15 protein-coding genes are annotated in these 17,114 nt (G+C 66.0%); 8 read left to right on the forward strand and 7 right to left on the reverse strand.

Annotated features, from left to right (window positions below):
* The first annotated feature begins 146 nt into the window (after positions 1-146).
* The 6 genes from AB0O76_RS00345 (at position 147) to AB0O76_RS00370 (ending at position 4,922) form a co-directional block, all read left to right on the forward strand.
* Positions 147-812: a hypothetical protein gene (locus AB0O76_RS00345; RefSeq protein WP_365483245.1), complete on the forward strand. Its 666-nt coding sequence runs from the start codon at positions 147-149 to the stop codon at positions 810-812.
* Positions 809-1,867, forward strand: coding sequence for a hypothetical protein (locus AB0O76_RS00350; protein ID WP_365483248.1), 1,059 nt, complete (start codon positions 809-811; stop codon positions 1,865-1,867). Before AB0O76_RS00345 ends, AB0O76_RS00350 begins: the two co-directional genes overlap by 4 nt.
* A 39-nt stretch (positions 1,868-1,906) precedes the next feature.
* Positions 1,907-2,239: a hypothetical protein gene (locus AB0O76_RS00355; RefSeq protein ID WP_365483251.1), complete on the forward strand. Its 333-nt coding sequence runs from the start codon at positions 1,907-1,909 to the stop codon at positions 2,237-2,239.
* Positions 2,236-3,594, forward strand: coding sequence for a hypothetical protein (locus tag AB0O76_RS00360; RefSeq protein ID WP_365483254.1), 1,359 nt, complete (start codon positions 2,236-2,238; stop codon positions 3,592-3,594). Before AB0O76_RS00355 ends, AB0O76_RS00360 begins: the two co-directional genes overlap by 4 nt.
* Positions 3,595-3,687: 93 nt before the next feature.
* On the forward strand, positions 3,688-4,251 hold the full coding sequence (locus AB0O76_RS00365) for a hypothetical protein (RefSeq protein WP_365483257.1): 564 nt from the start codon (positions 3,688-3,690) through the stop codon (positions 4,249-4,251).
* A complete protein-coding gene (locus AB0O76_RS00370; protein ID WP_365483259.1) occupies positions 4,248-4,922 on the forward strand; it encodes a hypothetical protein in 675 nt (224 codons plus the stop codon). Before AB0O76_RS00365 ends, AB0O76_RS00370 begins: the two co-directional genes overlap by 4 nt.
* On the opposite strand, the gene AB0O76_RS00375 is transcribed toward AB0O76_RS00370, so the two are convergent.
* Complete coding sequence (locus AB0O76_RS00375; protein WP_365483262.1) at positions 4,912-5,802, reverse strand: LysR family transcriptional regulator; 891 nt, start codon at positions 5,800-5,802, stop codon at positions 4,912-4,914. The two genes, AB0O76_RS00370 and AB0O76_RS00375, sit on opposite strands and share 11 nt — an antisense overlap.
* Positions 5,803-5,888: 86 nt before the next feature.
* On the opposite strand from AB0O76_RS00375, the gene AB0O76_RS00380 reads away from it, so the two are divergent.
* A complete protein-coding gene (locus tag AB0O76_RS00380; RefSeq protein WP_365483265.1) occupies positions 5,889-6,644 on the forward strand; it encodes a hypothetical protein in 756 nt (251 codons plus the stop codon).
* Here AB0O76_RS00380 and AB0O76_RS00385 read toward each other — a convergent pair.
* On the reverse strand, positions 6,628-7,275 hold the full coding sequence (locus AB0O76_RS00385; RefSeq protein ID WP_365483268.1) for an NAD(P)H-binding protein: 648 nt from the start codon (positions 7,273-7,275) through the stop codon (positions 6,628-6,630). The genes AB0O76_RS00380 and AB0O76_RS00385 overlap by 17 nt on opposite strands.
* Positions 7,276-7,335: 60 nt before the next feature.
* Entirely contained in the window at positions 7,336-8,289 is a 954-nt protein-coding gene (locus AB0O76_RS00390; protein WP_365483270.1) for an EamA family transporter, read from the reverse strand.
* Positions 8,290-8,430: 141 nt separating this feature from the next.
* Here AB0O76_RS00390 and AB0O76_RS00395 point away from each other — a divergent pair, with 141 nt between their 5' ends.
* Positions 8,431-8,982, forward strand: a complete 552-nt coding sequence (locus tag AB0O76_RS00395) for a MarR family transcriptional regulator (protein ID WP_365483273.1) — start codon at positions 8,431-8,433, stop codon at positions 8,980-8,982.
* Between the two features lie 1,080 nt (positions 8,983-10,062).
* Here AB0O76_RS00395 and AB0O76_RS00400 read toward each other — a convergent pair.
* The 4 genes from AB0O76_RS00400 to AB0O76_RS00415 are packed head-to-tail and all read right to left on the reverse strand — an operon-like array spanning position 10,063 to position 16,914.
* Positions 10,063-10,545 (reverse strand): S1 RNA-binding domain-containing protein, encoded by a 483-nt coding sequence (locus AB0O76_RS00400; protein WP_365483276.1) that lies wholly within the window; start codon positions 10,543-10,545, stop codon positions 10,063-10,065.
* A 57-nt stretch (positions 10,546-10,602) separates the two neighbouring features.
* On the reverse strand, positions 10,603-15,162 hold the full coding sequence (locus tag AB0O76_RS00405; protein ID WP_365483279.1) for a DUF6531 domain-containing protein: 4,560 nt from the start codon (positions 15,160-15,162) through the stop codon (positions 10,603-10,605).
* A 31-nt stretch (positions 15,163-15,193) separates the two neighbouring features.
* Positions 15,194-16,270 carry a hypothetical protein gene (locus AB0O76_RS00410; protein WP_365483282.1) on the reverse strand — a complete coding sequence of 359 codons (1,077 nt, stop codon included), beginning with the start codon at positions 16,268-16,270 and terminating at the stop codon, positions 15,194-15,196.
* Positions 16,267-16,914 (reverse strand): hypothetical protein, encoded by a 648-nt coding sequence (locus AB0O76_RS00415; RefSeq protein WP_365483285.1) that lies wholly within the window; start codon positions 16,912-16,914, stop codon positions 16,267-16,269. Before AB0O76_RS00415 ends, AB0O76_RS00410 begins: the two co-directional genes overlap by 4 nt.
* Between the last annotated feature and the right edge of the window lie 200 nt (positions 16,915-17,114).

Raw genomic sequence — 17,114 nt, forward strand, 5'->3', positions numbered from 1 at the left:
ACCAACTAAGGGTGAACTTGGAGCCCTTGAATGTGCTGATATGTCCTAACGCTCGGTGAACATGCCGCTGGCACCGCCCACCCCTGATGGATAACTTGCTCGCTCCCGAGGGTCTTCGCCTCGCCTTGCCTCGCCAGGAGCCGAACATGCCATGTCGCCCCCACCTGTTCCTGTTCGCAGCGGCCGCCGCCACTGTTTCCGTGGTGCTTTCGCTGTCTGCGTGTGGAGGAGGCGCCGAGGGGGACCAGGGCGGGGAGAAGATCGCGGGGGCGGATACGGGGGACAGGAAGAGACGGTCGCCGTCCCCGGCGGCGTCCGACGACGGCATCGACCGACCGGAGATCAAGCTGCCGAAGGGCGTGGAGAACGTCTTCGAGGGCGGTGAGACGGGCGATGCGAAGAAGGATGCGGTGCTCGCGGACCACGAGCGCATGATCAATTCAATCGACGAGGCCATCACCGTCGACGCCAAGAAGCATCCGGCGCTGGAGTTCTACTCGGCGGGTGACGCGCTCGTCAGCGCTGCCACGTATGTCCAGTCGTTCTATGACGCAGGCGTCACGTGGGTGGGACTGACTCGGTACTACGACCAGCAAGTCACGTTCCTCAAGGGCGGAGCCGCGGCCGTCACCTACTGCGGCGACGAGACGAAGGCGTACAGCGCGAACCGCAAGAGCGGGGCGGTCAAGAAGACCCCCGGCGACTCGGATGACTACATCTCGTACAACGTGCGCATGGAGAAGAACACCAGCGGCGTCTGGCAGGCGACGAGCGTGACCTCCGAGGAAGGCGCGCAGAAGTGTCAGCCATGAGAGGACTGTCTCGCCAGGCCCTGAAGCTCGTGGGTCTTGCGCTGGCTCTGGCGCTGGTTGCGGGTGCGTCGTCCGCTCTTGCGTACGCGGGTGACAAGAGCCTGGGTGGAAGCCACGGGAGTGCTCAGGGTGGCAAGCAGGGCCAGACCATCACTGTCCGGACGAGCATTCAGACGAGCGTCAACGGACATACGAGGGACGCCAGAAGGACCGGCAACCTCTCCTCTGCGGACACCAACTGGACTCCTCCGGCGTGCTGGTACGAGCCCGCGTTCTCTCCAAAGGAAATCGAAGCGGTGGTCAAGGGGATGCGCGGTCTGGGTGCCGGCGCCCCGTTCATGGGCGGTATCGGCGCCGCCCTCGGGAACGCCTTAGACACGTACTACAAAGACGGCCACCCATACAAGAACTACAACCTCGACAAGCAGGGCGAGGGGATGTTCTGGGCCCGGGTGATCAACCCCAACCGCAAGGACGACCCCGAGGCGATGGCATGCGACAGGCCGCCCTTCTGGGTCGACAAGGGTGAAACCCCCGACGAGCCTCTCGCCGCGAGCCCCGCGGTTCTCGCCGCGTACGCCTACGACGAACTCCCCGTCCCCGACACGGAATTCGCCATGGCGCCGCCCAGTGAGACCAAGGTCAATCTGCCGACCTGGATCTGGCTGGAGAAGGCGAAGTTCAAGAAGGTCTCGGTGACCGCGAGCATCCCGGGGTCCGGGCTCTCCGCAACAACGACCGCCCGGCCCGTCTCCCTCACGATCGATCCCGGCACGGCGGACGCCGAGACGTTCCCGACCTCGGGGGAGTGCCCCATCAGAGGCGGGCGGATAGGTGCGCCACGGGCCAAGGGGACGCCGGCGGAGACGCTGCCTCCGTGTGGCGTGCGGTACTTGCGGGCCCCGGGGCAGGGCGACTCGTACGAACTGAACGCCACTCTGACTTGGCGGATCAGTTGGACCAGCACCACAGGTGACAGGGGCGGTCTGCCGGACGGGGTGTACGGGGCGGCGCGGGACGTCGTGGTGCAGGAGATCCAGTCCGTCAATCGGTGAGTGTCTACGTATTCGGCAATCTGAGGAGAAGCGCGCGCGATGGCGGATCGGCTCGTGGTCGACGGTGATGAGCTCGAACACTTCATGAAGCTGCTCAACAGATCGAGGGATTCGCTGAAGAGCATGCGCAAGGTGTTGGGTGATGCGACCACCATGGGCCTCGGGACGGACGACCTCGACTGGGCCTGCCAGGACTTTCAGGACGACTGGAAGTACGGCACGGAGCAGATCGGTGAGCAGGCCGAGGACCTCGCGAAGATCTTCAATGCGAGCAAGGAGAGTTACCGCGAGGTCGATAAGGCGCTGGAGGAGTGCCTGAGGGAGAAGGGCAAGGGCAAGGGGAAGAGTGGCGGCACTGGGGGTGCGGCGTGACGTATGACCCCGCAGCTGGCACCACGACCCTCCCGCCGGATTCGCCGGCCCGCCGCAACGGTCCGCTTCCGCAGGGCATGAAGTCCTCCCCGGAGGTCCCGAATCCCGACTACCCGGATCTCGGGTTCAACCCGGTGCCGGGCGACACCGACACGGTGAAGGCGCTGCGCCGGAAACTGGTCGACTGCGCCACGACTCTCCATGAGACGCACGGTGTGGTGACTCGATTGATGGACGGCAGCTGCTGGAAGGGCGACGCGGCCGTCGCCTTCCGGGAGCAAATCGAGGATGGTCCACTCCCGAAAAACCTTAAGGACGCCGCCAATTCCATCGGCAAGGCGGCCAAGCATCTGAATCGCTGGCACGGTGAACTCGACGATTTCCAGCGCCGGGCCAAACGCCTGAATCAGGCGGCGAAGGATGCGCGTGCAGCCCTGGAAGCAGAGAAGGGGCGCGCCGAGCGTGCGGGTGACGACCCGGACCTTGAAAAGGAGGGCGCGGCCCGGCACGACGACGCGAGGAAGGCGTTGAAGCGCGCCAACGGGCAGGTGCAGGACGCCCAGGACGAACTCGACCGGATTCTGAAGAGGGCCCGGGGCCTGGCTGACGAGCACGAGGAGCGGGCCAACTATCGGGCGAGCAAGATCCGCGACGCGACGCACCGGCTGGCGCCGAACGAACCAGGCTGGTTCGACAAGGCGACCGACTGGGTCAAGGAGAACCTGCCGGACATTCTCAGTGCGCTGGCTGGTGTCGTCGCCCTGGTGGCGATCGTCTTTTCCGGTCCGTTGGGGATCGCGATGGTGGCCGCGTTGATGTTGGCGTCTTCGGCGTTGAGTGCAGGTGCGCTTGGGATGAGGGTGTCGGATCCGGAGGTGCGGGCGTCGCTGATGGACGGGGTTACCAAGCGGGAGTTCGATGCGGATTTCTGGAGCAATGCGGTGTCGGTGGGGGCGGAGGTCGCAGGGCTGCTGCCGGGGCTTGGGGCTGTAGGTAAGGGAGGGATGAAGGCCGTGCGTGCGGTGCACACAAGCACAGAGGTCATGAGCCTCGGGCAGAAGATGGCCACCTTCGGTACCAAGACCATGGATGAGGCACGGACCATCGCAGCACTGGAGAACCGGTTGATCGCACGCGCGGCCCGTCGCGCGAGTGACCCGGCTGGGGCGGCCAAGGCGGTAGCCGCCGGGTCAGGGTCTCTTGGCGTGGGTACAGCGGGTTTCGGCCTGGTCGACAGCGCCATGGACGGCGACGACACCAAGGTCAAGGACGGTGCCGTCGCGGGGATTGACGGTGCACGCCTCGGCCTCGACAGCGGCGGAGTCCTGAGTCTGGCTCGCCACGCTTTCTCGTGACCCTTTTAGCGGAGATGGAGTACCCCCGTGAATCCGGAAGCTTGTGACGCTGCCTGGGACCATCCACCGACTCGCCGAGCTTGGCTGCGACACATGGGCATGAATGTGGTCGGGCTCATCGGGTGGATCGCCGGATGGATTGCTCTCCTCGGTATCTCGACCTACACCCCAAACTGGGTTGTATGGATCTTCATGCCCTATTTCATCTATGGGCCATACCGGGCAACGGTCCAGCTCAGGTACTTCCGGCCGGCGCTGCGGATACTGCGTATTCTCCGAACGTACCCATGGCAGGTGCTGCGAGATGTACCTAGGGATTTGGCCGATCACCCTGACGTTCAGGGCAATCAGTACGGATGGTTCGCCTTCTCCAACCCGGCCTGCCCTGAGCAACTGCTGCCGTTGGTCTTCCCTCAGCACATGCGTGTGAATTGGTGGATGCGGCGACTGGCTCCCCGGGCCAAACCCAAATTGAAGGCGCAGATCGAAGTGGTGTGGTTTGCCGGTGACCCACGGTTCGGCGGGATCATCGCCGCCCCAACAGCCAGTGGCCGGGCGCCCAGGCGCCTCCACGTCCTCCGCCAGCAGATGCTTGCTGAGGAAGGCAGCCGCTTCTCCGGCTGGGAAGCGTCCCCCGAAAAGGGATATGCCCCGTGAGCACCACCACCCCCTACTTCACACTCCACGAATCCGCCCAAGACCCCGACGCCGAGATCTGGTTCGTCGAACCGGCCGGCTTCACCACCATCCCGCTCGACGTCCTGCTGGCCCCGCAGGATTCCCCAGCCGCCGAGAAGCTGCGCACAGCCCTCGCCCCGCTCCTCGACGCGGCGCCCGATGACGCGACGCGACAGCAGCTCATCGCCCAACTAGCCGCAGGGCAGCAGATATTGGAAGCCCTGCGCGAGGCCGGGACGGTGCACTGCTCCGTGGGGCTGCACCGCGACGACGTAGGCGGAACCGGTGGCCCGCCGCTGATCTCCCTCCTCACGCTCTCCTGGCGGGACATCACCGTCGCACCGCCCGCCATCACCGCCGCCCGAGCCGTCGCATCGTCCGAGGGGCACACGCACGTCGAGTACGTCGAACTGCCCTGTGGCCCCGCGTCCGTAAGCGAGACCGTACGTACGGCCTCCGCCGACAGCGGTCTCCCGCAGCAACCCCTCCTCCAGATTCACGCCCACCTCCCGCACCCGGCGGGCAAGCGCCTGGCCATCCTCACGCTGGCCACTGCCGGGATCGCTCGCCGGGAGCAGTACCGCGCCATCCTCGGTCAGGTCGCGGAGCTGGTGAGCTTCGACGATCCGCTCGCGTCGGTCATCCCGTAACGGACATGAGAGCTGCCGCGAGAAGTGCCGGAGGACCCTCCACCGCATTGCTGTGCAGGACCTCGGTGCGGTGTATCAGTCGTGGTGCAGAGACGAGGACCGCCTTGATGCCGGGTATGCCTTCGATCGACGGCTGGGGCAGCAGAGTGAGTCCGTGTCCTGCAGCGGTCAGGGCGAGGAGTACGCGTACGTCGGTTCCTTCGTAGCGCAAGGACGCGCGGTAGCCGTCGGTTCCGCTCGCGGTGCGCAGTTGTGCGAGTGGGATGGCGGTGTCGGGGGCGTCGATCCATCGGGCGTCGGCGAGGTCGGCCAAGCGGAGGCCGGTCCGGTCGGCCAGCGGGTGCTGGGACGGCAGAGCGACGGCTGGCGGTTGCTCGGTGACAGCCGTCGCGGTGAGGGGGCCGATGTCGGGGAGGTGGAGTGGGTCGTTGGGGGCTGTCATGCCGTCGACCAGGCCGATGTCCAGGTCCGCGGTGGCGACTTGGCGGGTGATGACCTCGCGACTCAGAACTCGCACGGTCATGTCCCAAAGGGGCTGGGTCCGGCGTATGTCGGCAAGAGGTCGGGTGAGCTGTGGGGTCAGCGCCAGAGGTGAGACGCCGATGACGATGCGGGCGGCGGGTGCCGCGGTGAGGCGCGCGATGTCCGCGCGGGCGGCGTCCAGCCGCAACAGCAGCGGCCCGGCGTGTTCCAGGAGTCGGACGCCGACGGCCGTTGGAGAGACTGGGCGCCGCTGTAGGAGGACTGCTCCGAGGTCATTTTCGAGCGTGGCGATGTGCTGGGACACCGCCGACTGGGTGTAGCCCAGTTCGCGAGCCGCCTCGGAGAAGGAACCGCGGCGTGCCACAGCCACGAACGTACGGAGAAGGTGCGGATCCATGTCCATCAGTGTCCATCAGTACTGCTAATGGGAGGGTCGCAGATCATCGTTGGTGCTGAACTCGCTTGCTGGAGCAGGATGTTCGCATGCCCGAGCCTTTGAACATTTCGACAGCCCGTATCGCGCTGGTGGGCGACCGCTCGCCCAGCGTGCGAGCCCACACCCGTATCCCCGGTCTTCTCGACGCGCTGGCCCAGCGCGACCAGCTGGTCCTGGACGCGTACTGGATCCCGACCCAGGACGCGGAAGCCGCCGACGCCCTCACCGGGTTCGATGCCATTTGGCTTGTGCCCGGAAGCCCGTACCGCAGCGAAGCCGGGGCGATCGCGGCGGCCCGCACCGCCCGTGAGCAGGGGATCCCGTTCCTGGGCACGTGTGGTGGCTTCCAGCACGCGCTCCTGGAGTTCGCGCGCGACGTGTGCGGGCTCTCCGGTGTTGACCACGCGGAGAACCGACCGGAGGGGGACGACTTGCTCGTCGTCCCCCTGGCCTGCTCCCTGGTCGGGCACGAAGGCGTGGTCAAGGTGGTGGCAGGCTCGTTGGCGGAGCGTGTCCTTGGCGCTGAGCGGACTGTAGAGCGGTACCACTGCTCGTACGGCCTCAGCCCGGCCTATCTGGATGTGTTGCGTGCGCACGGACTGCGCTTCGGCGGTGTCGACGAGGCGGGCGACGTGCGTATGGCCGAGCTGCCCGACCACCCGTTCTTCCTCGCCACCTTGTTCCAGCCCGAGCTCGCGGGCGACGGCACTCGGCCCCACCCGATCATCCGGGCGCTGGCCGCCGCGGCGGTTGACCATGCGGCTGCGGCCGAGGGCTCTGTGCCGTTCAGTACCCGGCGGTGAAGCGAGTGCGCCGGTGCTTGGGGAGTTCGGCCTCGTTCAGGAGCGCTACCGCCAAGTCCTCCATGGAGAGGGAGGAGTTGCCTTCGGCGTCGACGATGAGCTCATCCGTGCCGAGCCGGAAGACACCGGTCCGGACACCCGGCTCCAGCAGGGCGGACGGGCTCAGATACGTCCAGTCGACCTCGGTCTCGGCGGTGCGGACGGCGTCGTACTGATCGTTGGAGGCGAGCGCGATGTGCCGCCAGGCGGCGGGGACGTACGCCGGATCGTCGGCGGCGAGCACGCCCCCCTTGCCCGGCACGGTGAGGCTGCCGGCTCCGCCCACGATCATCAGCCGTACGCCACTGACGCTCGCGAGTCCGGCCAGCAACGCCCGGCTGATGGCGGCGTGTTCGGACTCGCGGCCGGGAGCGGGTCTGGTGGCGTTGACCACGAGATCCTGGCCGGTGCTCAACTCGGCCACCTGCTCGGGGTCTTGGGCGTCACCGACGCGATGCGCTGCGCCCGGGTGCAGCTCGCCGAAGCGGGCGGGGTCGCGGACGACGGCGGTGACGTCGTGGCCGCGGGTGAGGGCCTCGGTGACTACGCGGCTGCCGACGTTTCCGGCTGCTCCGAAGACGGTGATGCGCATGTGAACTGCTCCTTGGTTGGCGGCCTGATGGTGGGGATTTGGTGGGCCTGATGGCGGGAATTACGGGTGTCGCCGGGTCGAGCGGCGGCGGCCCTGTCCGACCAGAACGCTCGCCACGACGAGGACGAGCCCGCCCACCTGCCAGAGGGTGAGGGTCTGGCCGAGCAGGACCAGTCCGGCGAGGGTGGCGACGACGGGGTTGGTGAGTCCGAGGAACGACACGGACGAGGCGGGGAGGCGTTCGATGCCGCGGAACCAGAGGGCGTAGGCGACGGCGGTGCCGATGATGCCGAGGTAGGCGTATCCGGCGAGGTTGGCGCCGGTGAAGTGGTCGGGGAGTCCTTCGGCGGTGAGGGCGATGGGGGCCAACACCAGTCCGCCCACGGTCAGTTGCCACCCGGTGAGGGCGAGCAGCGAGACCCCCTCCGGCCGTCCCCACCGCTTGCTCAGTACGACGGCGAGGGCCATCAGCGTCGTGGCGACCAGCATGGCCACGATTCCCGCGAGGTCGACGGACGCGTTGCCGCGCAGTACGAGGAGGGCGACGCCCATGACTCCGACGAGCCCGGCGGCGAGGGTCCGACGCGTGGGCCGCACCTTCAGAACACCGATCCCAAATCCCGCGACGAGCAGCGGCATGACGGCGCTGATGGTCGAGGCGACGCCGCCGGGGAGGTGGTAGGCGCCGAAGAAGAGGAGCGGGAAGAACGCCCCGAAGTTGAGCAGGCCGAGCACGCCTGCCTTCCACCACCAGTCGCCGGTGGGCAGCCGCCGGGTGAGCGCGAGCAGGATGAGCCCGGCGGGCAGTGCGCGGAGCGCCGCGGCGAGCAGCGGGCGGTCCGGGGGCAGCAGCTCGGTGGTGGTGACGTAGGTGGTGCCCCAGGTGGCGGGGCCTATGGCGGCGAGGCCTGCGGCGGCGAGGGAGCGGCTGCGGGGCGCGGGGTCGGGTCGGCCTTGGCTGATGGGGCGGTGTGCTGTGCGTGCGGTGCGGGCTGGCGGGCTGCTGATGGACATGGTGTGCTCCCCCTCGGGTTCCCCTCAACGCTGTTATTCTCAACGTTGAGATAAATATGAACCCCAGGGTCTGCGAACGTCAAGTATCTGAATGTTGAGAGATCTGGAGCCGGGGCTTCTATGACGAGGAAGGGACCAGGCGTGGCGGCTGAGCAGGAGACGGACCGGCGGCCCGAGGCGGCGGACACCGACGCCATCGACGAGTTGCGGGCTCAGTGGCACCGCGAGCGCCCGGACATGGAGGCGGCGGGCCTGGAGGCGATGGCACTGGTCGGCCGGATCAAACGGGCCGATCACTTGCTGAGCAAGGGAATGAAGCCGATCTTTGCCGAACACGGCTTGGAGTTCGCGGAGTTCGATGTCCTCGCCACCCTCCGCAGGGTCGGCGCCCCCCACGAACTGACGGCGGGCGGCCTCCTGAAGTCCGCGATGGTGACGTCGGGCGCGATCACCAACCGCCTCGACAAACTGGAACGCAAGGGCCTGATCGAACGCCACCCCGACCCGGCGGACCGCCGCGCGATCCGCGTCCGCCTGACGGAGGCGGGGCTGGAGTTGGTCGACCGGGCGGTGATGGACCATGTCGCGAACGAGGAGCGGATGTTGGGGTCGCTGTCGGCCGATGACCGCCGGGCGCTGGATGGGGCGTTGCGGCGGTTGTTGGTGTCGCTCGGGGATACGCACTTGGGGTGAGCCGAGGGCAGTTGGTGTCTCCGATTCGGGCCCTTGACGGGGGAGGGGGGCCCTGAGGATGCGTATCAAGGCGTTGAGAAGCCTCCGCTGCGTCCTCATCTCCTTCAGCGTCATCGAAAACCAATGGAGCGTGGAAAGAGTTACAACTGGCTACCACGGGACAAGATGATCGACCAAAGAGAACCTGGCTGCATGCCGCTGAGTGGAGACTTGACAGCCACGTACAAGTGGCTCTGATCCTTGGGTTCCCGGAACTGACGAAACCCCTCAGTGGAGGGATTCGCTACCTCTTCGAGACTTCCCCCATGAGCCTGCAACGTCTCATGGAACAGGTCGAACGGTACGCTCTCGGAGAACTCCCCATAGGTATCCGTGAGCGGCGGCGGGACGACGTTTCCGGGACCACGTGCCATTCGGTGGATCTGAAGCGAGGCTGTCACAGATTTCCAGATGCCGTCACGTTTGGCGAATGCAACTTCAATCAGTCCGTAGTCCCTGCGTATTCGCGACTTCTGGACATCGTCCAGAAAATCCCCACCGAGTCTCGCTTCCCAGGCCTCTGGCGATGCACCAAGTGGAACGCCAAGGACCTCGTTCTGCAACGTTGCATTCCGGGGTCAGGTAGCGGGCTGTCTCGGGGGCATAGTGGCGGAAATAGTTATAGTTGAGGCCTGTCTCAGGGTCGTCAATTCGGAGTTGAAGCGCAGGGTGCTGGCCCGCGGCTTATGGGGTCGTCAATGCCCCGAGTACTCGAGAACAGCGGCAAGGGCGAATCATGGGGCGATAAGCCCGATTCTCCTGGGCTGTCGAAGAGTGCGTTCAACGTCGTGTTCTTGCGCCATCCCGACGTGCGTGCTGATCTCGCCAGGGAAATCTCCGCGATGGATGACCCGTGCTTCGTAACGAGAGCCGTGGTTGCTGCCATATCCGCCGAGTAGTCGTAGAGTCCCGCCTTCTACTGCAAAGGCTTCGGGCTCAAATCCTGGCTCAGTCGGTCACGTCATTGGAAGGCTCCTCCAGGCCCCCAGAGATATGGCCTTAAGTAACAGGGGCGGAGGTTTCGTACGGCACGCGGTCGGGCTAATCGGCATTCGCAAGGCTGAGGCGGATCTGCCGCGTGTGGAGGTTGACCCCACGGACGGTGACGGAGACCTCATCGCCGATCTTCATCTGCTTCTCGGGTTGCCCGAAGAGCAATCCCACGAGGTCGTCGTCGAGCTGTACAAACGTGCCGATCCGGTTGATCTCCGTAACGCGTCCCGAGATTGTTGTGCCTAGGCTCTTTCGCCCGAACTCCTGCATGGGGTCCGGTTCCAGTCCCTTCAACGACAAGGCGATCCGTCCGCGTCTCTGATCGACGCCGAGGACCAGTACTGCGAGCTCCTGCCCGACGCGAACCGTCTGGGAGGCATCTACCCCTCGCTTCCAGGAGACCTCAAGCCGGTCGATCAGCCCTTCACAGTCCCCCATATCCACAAGTACGCCGAATTCCTCGACGGCAGAGACGACTCCTTTGCGGACGTCGCCTGCCTTCACTGGATTTGAAGTGTTCTGTTCAGGCATGAAATGGCCACCTTTTGTGTGGGTTGGTATTTCAGTCGGTGTCAGAGTTTAAACGCGTCAGCGACCCCGCTCAAACCAGCCGTGCGAGGAGTCGTACCATTGCGGCTCGCCGTCAATGAGGGAGTTGAACAGGGGGATCTTCTCCTCTGGGATGACCCACTCGTATTCCTCCGCACCCCTGCTGTTCTCGTGCCGCTGTCGATATTCGCTTGCCGGGAATTCATCGCGAAACTCGGGTTTCATTTTGTACTCCCAGAAACCTGGCTCGAATCCAGGTGTTCCCGCGTACTGAGCCGCCACCTCCGGACTGTCGCCAAGATACGCCGTACCTTCATGGCGGCCGTGGGCGCCGTGCATCGCCTGGTCAAGACCCTGCCTCGCTGGTTCGCGCTGGCCCGTCTTCGGTGCCCGATAGAGCATCGGAGGGCAGCCGTCCGGCGAGAGGCCGAGGTGGTCGGTCCACAGGTATGGGTTGTTGACGTAGCTGTTCGGATTGGGGCTTGGTATCAGGCCGAGAGGATCCGGAGTGAGATATCGGGCGGTCTCGGGGTCGTACGTGCGGAAGTGGTTGTAGTGGAGGCCCGATTCCGGGTCGTAGTACTGGCCCGGGAAGCGCAACGGCGTGTACGTGGTGCTCGTGGCCGCCCATGTGGTGGTGCCCCACACGGTGCTGCGAGAGCGCCAAGCGATGTCACCGGTCTCGTCGACGAGTTCGGTGGGTGTTCCGACGAGATCGGTGACGATCGCGAAGAATCGGGAGTCGATCTCGACCTGTGACGCGTCGACGGCGGTGATGCGCTCGGACTGGGCCACCGGGTGGAGACCCCGATGGTCCCAGGTGAGGGTGATCGGTCCCGGCAGCCCTGGTGCTTTGGTGGTCTGTTCGCAGAGGGTGCTGCCGTCCCAGGTGAAGTCGGTGTGCTCGACCACGGTCTCGCCGTCGGGGGCGAGCCTCCGTTTGGCGATGCGGCGCCCGAGCGGGTCGTACTGATAGCGCCAGAGTGTCCCATCAGGAGTGGTGACGGAGATGAGACGGTCCTCGGCGTCCCAGGCATAGCGCCAGGTGTCCGGCTTGCGGGAGAGTCGGGTTTTCTGTCTAAGCACGATTCGACCCAGGGCATCGTGCTCGTAACGCACGTTCCCCGCACGGGTGATGCGGGTGCCCGCGTAGGCACGGGTGCCGGTGGCCTCGTGGCCGGGGTGGCTGTCGGGCCATGAGGCGTGGGTCTGGTTGCCCGCCTGGTCGTAGGCGTAGGACTCGCTCCAGTCGGCGGCGCTGACAGTGGCTACCCGGCCTGCCGCGTCGACGTCGAAGTCCCGCGCCCCGTTCAGCTGGTCGTCCAGGCGGATGAGGACGCCATCAGCGCGGTAGGTGTAGGCCCGGCTCTGGATGCCGCGCCCGGCCATGGTGTCCACCGACTGGGTGGTGCGGCGGCCAACCTCGTTGAAGGTGTGGGCCAGGGTGACGGTCTCACCGATGTGGCGGGTGAGTTCCTGGCCTGCCGCGTCATGTTCGAAGTCGATCGTGCGCCCTGCGGTAGAGAGCTGGGTGTGCCGCCCGGCCGCGTCGTAGGACCACGAACTTGCAGCGCCGGTCGGGGTCGTGCGGTGCGCACGTCGGCCTATTGCGTCCTGCGCATAGGTGGTGGTGCGGCCGTTGACTGATTCCGCGAGCAGTCGGCCTGCGGGGTCGTGGTCGCGGGTGAGTTGCGCGCCGGGGCCCGTAGCCCGAGTGAGTTGCCCGGCGGGTGTGTACTCGAAGGTGGTGACGTCACCGTCGACGTCCTTGGAGAGGATCCGGCCCTGCGAGTCGTGCTGGTAATGGACCACTTGCCCGAGGTGGTTCGTGCGGGCGCGGAGCTGGTCCGCCGCGTCGTACGCGTACGCGACGGCACGGCCGTCGAAGTCCGTCTCGGATATCAGGCGGCTCGCGGCGTCGTATGTGTAGTTCCAGGTCAGCCCAAGGGGGTTGGTGACCTGAGTGAGACGCAGCTCGGAGTCGTGGCGGAACTCCAGGCGGACGCCGTCCGGGGTGGTGTGGGCGGTGAGTAGATCGAAGTGTCCGTACTCGAAGGAGGAGACGCCGCCCATCCGGTCCGTGTGACGCGTGCGGTTTCCCTCGCCGTCGTACATCCAGGACTCGGTGCTGCCATCGGGCAGGGTACGGCGGGCGAGCCTGCCTTCCACCGTCCACTCCAGACGCACGGTGCGCCCCAGTGGGTCGGTCACGGCGCGACGGCGGCCGAAGGCATCCCGCTCGTACCGCGTGATCCCACCGAGCGGATCGGTCGTCTCGACCGGAAGACCGGCGGCGTCTGTACGAAAGTACGTGGTGTGGCCCAGTGCGTCGGTGATCGCGGTGAGGTGGCCGGCCTCGCCGTAGGTGAAACAGGTGGTGGCTCCAGCGGGGTCGGTGATCTGTGTGCGGTTGCCGCGGTCGTCGAAGGCTTGATGCCACGTGTCCCCGTCCACGTTGACGACCTCGACGGGAAGTCCAAGTTCGTTGTACTTGGAGTGGGCCTCGCTGCCGTCGGGGCGGATGACCGTGGTGAGATTCCCGGCCTCGTCGTACCGGAAGGCGGTGGTGCGGCCGAGCGGATCGGTTTCAGACAGTAGTCGGTCGTAGAGGTCCCGTTCGTAGCACGTAACTGCTCCGAGCGGATCGGTCTCCGCGATGAGTTGGTGCGTGTCGTTGATGACGAATCGGCGGGTGTTGCCCTCGCCTGTGGTGGTCGTCGTGACCTTGTGCCCGGTGGCAGGGTCGGTGTCGTCGTAGCTGAGTCGCAAGGCCATATGGCCTTCGGGACTGCCCTCAGCGACGCAGCGATCCTGGGCGTCGTACTCGTAGCGGTAGCTGTGGCCGTTGGTGTCGGTCCATGAGGTGATGCGGTTCGCGGCGTCATAAGTGAACTGCAGGGGTGTGCCTGAAGAGTTGATGACGTCGGTGAGGTTGCCAAGGGTGTATCTGTAGTGGAACAACTCCTGGTCGCTGCCGTCCGGGGCCGCGCCCGCTAGGTGGAGGGCGGTGATCCGTTCATCCTCGGTGGTGATCTTGAGGTGGTAGCCGCCGCTGTGCACGATGTCCGTAGGCGCGCCCTCGGCGTCGTACGCGAACGTGATCGTGTTGCTGTTGCGGTCCTCGATCCGCTCGAGCAGTGCGACATCGTCGTCGTGTCGGGTGAAGTGACGGGTCTGGCGGGTAGCGGGCTCGGTGATCGTGAAGGTGGTGTCGCCGGTCTGCAGCAGTGGCCAGCGCGGGCCATGGCTGGGGAGGACCGGAGTGCCTGGACCGGCAGGCGTCGGGTACGCGAGGATCAGGCCCTCTTCGTGTACGAAGATGACGCCCTCGGAGTCGAATTCCAGGCGTTGGTCGGCAGTTGACGCCCATGAGGGGCCGAACCAGTGGCCCAACTCGTACCCGGACTCGACGCGGCGCCTGAAAAGCAGTGGCAGCGTGCCCGGCAGGGTGATGTCGGTCTGCGGCAGGTACATCTTGCCGGTGGCGAGGTCGATTGGGTCTGTGCCGTTCGAGCAGACGCTGTCTTTGGGGCGGCTTGAACCGGTTGGTGAATCGTTGACACTCTTGCGGCCTAGGCCCTTCAGGCGCTTGCCGAGGCCCTTGGCCATGCCCTTGAGGCCCCCCTTGGCGAGGGCCTTCATGCCCTTGGCGAGGCCGCCGAGAGTGGTAAGGCCCTTCATGCCGGGTATGCAGTCCAGGGCAGCGAACGCGACATCTAGTAGGCCTGCTTGGCCTTTTGCGTATTTATTGAGGGTGTCGGCCAAGACGATGACGGCGGCCACGACGACGATGGCGGCGAGTATGGGCCCGCCCACGATCATCGCGATGACGCCCACGACGGCGACGACGACCTTGCAGATCTCGACGATGGTGTCCCAGTTGTCGGAGACCCAGTCGCCGATCTCCTCCCACCACTTGCGGTTCTGAATGCCCGCGTCGGAGGCCTCGTCGATCTTCCGCTTCGCGGTACCGGCGGCGTCCTGGCGCATCTTGCGCGCGTCCTCGGCCATCTTCTTCGCCGCATCCAGCGCGCTCTGCGCGGAGGTGACATCGCCCTTGGCGGTGGTCTGGGCCTTCTCGGCCGAGGTGGCGTTGCGGGTGGCGGCCTTGACCTTGTCCGGGTCCGGCTCGGGCACGTCCTTCTTGCCCGAGCCCTTGTCGTCCTTGTACTTGTCGGCTTCCTTGCCCGCCCGCTCCACCCACGAATTCGCCGAGGACAGCTTGGACTTGGCGGAGGACAGGTCGGCTCTCGCCTCACGGCCCTTGACCAGCGCCTTGTCGGCCAGGGTCTGGGCGCGCTCCAGGTCCGGCCAGTACGCGGACAGGGCGTCGCCGGCCATCTCGTAGCTCTTCTTGAGCTTCTTCAGCTTGCTCGGCGCGTCCTCGAACTGCTCGGTGAAGGCGTCCGCGGTCTTGCCCGCCCACTTCAGGATCGCGTCCTCGCCCGCCATCCCCTTGATGTCGCGCAGCACCCTGCCGACATCGTCGGAGAAGTCGTGCAGGTTCTTGGCGAGGCTGCGAACCCGGTCCGGATCACCCGGAGTCGGATCCTTGTCTAAGTCCAGGACGTGCCAATCCCGCGGCCTGTGGCCCGCCATGCCTCTCTCCCCGTCTTGCTTGTGCCGTCGTCTATCGGTTGATGGACTGGATCTCCTGGACGTTCATGTTCTGGGTGGTCTCGAAGGAGCCGTTGGGCAGGTCGCCCTTCGCGCCACCTGTTCCCTTCCAGGAGATCTCCCAGGTGACGGAGGCCTTCAACTGGTACGGCTCGCCGCTCGTTGCTCGTTCGTACGCGATGCCGCAAGGAGGGTCCTGCTTCGACGCGCCCTTGGTGTACGGACTGCCGATCGAGCCGTCCTCGTTGACCGGGCAGTCGCCGGAGGCGGGGAAGGTCTTCGCGTCCTGGGTGCCCGGTTCCAGGTGCAGGGCCACCGGCTTCGCGGTCGTCACCGCGTACAGCGGGGTGTTTGGGAGCTCGGCGCGCACCGTGACGTCCTTGAAGACCGCCTTGTCCAGCCACACCCAAGTGGGCAGGTTCACCGTCGACTTGCCCTGCGGCTTCAGCTCGATCTCGGTGTCCGGGACGCGGATCTTGTCGTAGGCGTAGGCGGCCAGCACCTCGGGGGTGGGGGCGTTCGGGTCCTTGGGGACAGTGTCGCCGTCCTGCCAGAACATGTTCTTCGAGCAGTCCAGGATTTCGGGGTCGTTCGCGCGGTCCTTGCGGGCCACCGCACGCCAGAACATGCCCTTCTTGCCCACGTTGTAGTTCTTGGTGGGTGTGTCGGTGAAGGTCGGATCGCCTTTGTCGAACGCGTCGACGAGCAGGTCCTTGCCCCAGCGGCGGCCGAAGTTGACCGAGAGCAAGTCGCCCTTCTTCAGCTTCTCTGTGGCGTCCTTGAGCTGCTGCGGCGTCGCGAGCGGTTCGTACCAGCAGGCTGGGGGCTTCCAGTTCGGGTCGACGGCGGTGAGCCCTCCGGCCGATGGCTTGGCCGTGCCGCCGCCCGACTGCTTGACGACGATGCGAGAGCGGGTGACCTCCGCCCCCAGTTCCGGGCCGCTGGCTGTGCCTTGAGCGCTGTCGTCGCCAGGCGGCTTGCTGCCCTCTCCGGGGTCCTCCCCCCAGCCGAAGGCTGCCGACGGTGTCAGCAGCGTGATCAACAGGGGTGCCGTGGCGAGTGCCACCGCGCGGCGGGACGGCTTCCTCATTCGCAGGCCCCCCGCTCTGTCTGGACCATTGTGGTCTTCCAGATGCCCTCCTTGTTCTTGCTCAGCTTCGTCCGGTACAGCACGAGGGCGTCATCGGCGGGGGTGGCGGTGACCTTGCCGGTCTTGGTGTCCTTGGTGGACCCCTTGCCCTCGTCGACGCAGTAGAAGAGCGTGCCGGAACCATCTGGGCTGATGCGGGGCTGCGGCTGGAAGACGCGGCCGCTGCCGATCAGGACCAGGTTCTTGTCCGTGAAACCCTTGATCCATGTCGTCCCGGTGCGCAGCGCGTCGCTCTCGCTGTAGAAGGTGAAGGCGTTGTACTTCGGGTCTTTGTTGATGATCGCTGCGTAGGAGGCGAGGAGCCTCTCCTTGCCGTCGTCCAGGATGGCCTGCAGCTTCGGATCGCTGTTCGTCCAGCCCTCGAAGCCGACCTTGAAGGACTTGGGCAGCTTGACCTCCGGCCGCTTGGCCCCGTTCGGCTTCGCCGATGCGCCGGCGGAGGCTGAAGCGTCCTTGTCCCCGCCTCCGGCTCCCTTGATCTTGTCGGACGAGTCGTCGTCTCTGTCGCCGGAACCACATCCGGTCAGCACGAGCGCGGTGGTTGCGGTGATCGCGACCGCAACGGGCAGGAAACGGCGGTTCACTTCTGACTCCAGTGAGGGTGACGGCGTTTTGGGCACCTGACGATGGCCAAGGTGCAAATGCTTTCATGCGAATGATCCGCGCCGGCCTATGGGGCACTGGGTTGGCTGATACCGCATGCATCGCAGATTCGTAGTCTGCGCACTCAAGAGCGAACCCTGTATTTCGGATCAAATGTGGGCGTCATACAGCGAGGGGGTGT

The sequence above is a fragment of the Streptomyces sp. NPDC086554 genome (assembly GCF_040686095.1).
Classification (GTDB): domain Bacteria; phylum Actinomycetota; class Actinomycetes; order Streptomycetales; family Streptomycetaceae; genus Streptomyces.

Bases quoted from the DNA above. Each gene is read 5' to 3' on its own strand.
- AB0O76_RS00410 (WP_365483282.1), bottom strand. From the start codon at position 16,270: ATGAGGAAGCCGTCCCGCCGCGCGGTGGCACTCGCCACGGCACCCCTG.
- AB0O76_RS00380 (WP_365483265.1), top strand. From the start codon at position 5,889: ATGCCCGAGCCTTTGAACATTTCGACAGCCCGTATCGCGCTGGTGGGC.
- AB0O76_RS00350 (WP_365483248.1), top strand. From the start codon at position 809: ATGAGAGGACTGTCTCGCCAGGCCCTGAAGCTCGTGGGTCTTGCGCTG.
- AB0O76_RS00400 (WP_365483276.1), bottom strand. From the start codon at position 10,545: ATGCCTGAACAGAACACTTCAAATCCAGTGAAGGCAGGCGACGTCCGC.
- AB0O76_RS00405 (WP_365483279.1), bottom strand. From the start codon at position 15,162: ATGGCGGGCCACAGGCCGCGGGATTGGCACGTCCTGGACTTAGACAAG.
- AB0O76_RS00365 (WP_365483257.1), top strand. From the start codon at position 3,688: ATGGGCATGAATGTGGTCGGGCTCATCGGGTGGATCGCCGGATGGATT.
- AB0O76_RS00355 (WP_365483251.1), top strand. From the start codon at position 1,907: ATGGCGGATCGGCTCGTGGTCGACGGTGATGAGCTCGAACACTTCATG.
- AB0O76_RS00385 (WP_365483268.1), bottom strand. From the start codon at position 7,275: ATGCGCATCACCGTCTTCGGAGCAGCCGGAAACGTCGGCAGCCGCGTA.
- AB0O76_RS00390 (WP_365483270.1), bottom strand. From the start codon at position 8,289: ATGTCCATCAGCAGCCCGCCAGCCCGCACCGCACGCACAGCACACCGC.
- AB0O76_RS00345 (WP_365483245.1), top strand. From the start codon at position 147: ATGCCATGTCGCCCCCACCTGTTCCTGTTCGCAGCGGCCGCCGCCACT.
- AB0O76_RS00375 (WP_365483262.1), bottom strand. From the start codon at position 5,802: ATGGATCCGCACCTTCTCCGTACGTTCGTGGCTGTGGCACGCCGCGGT.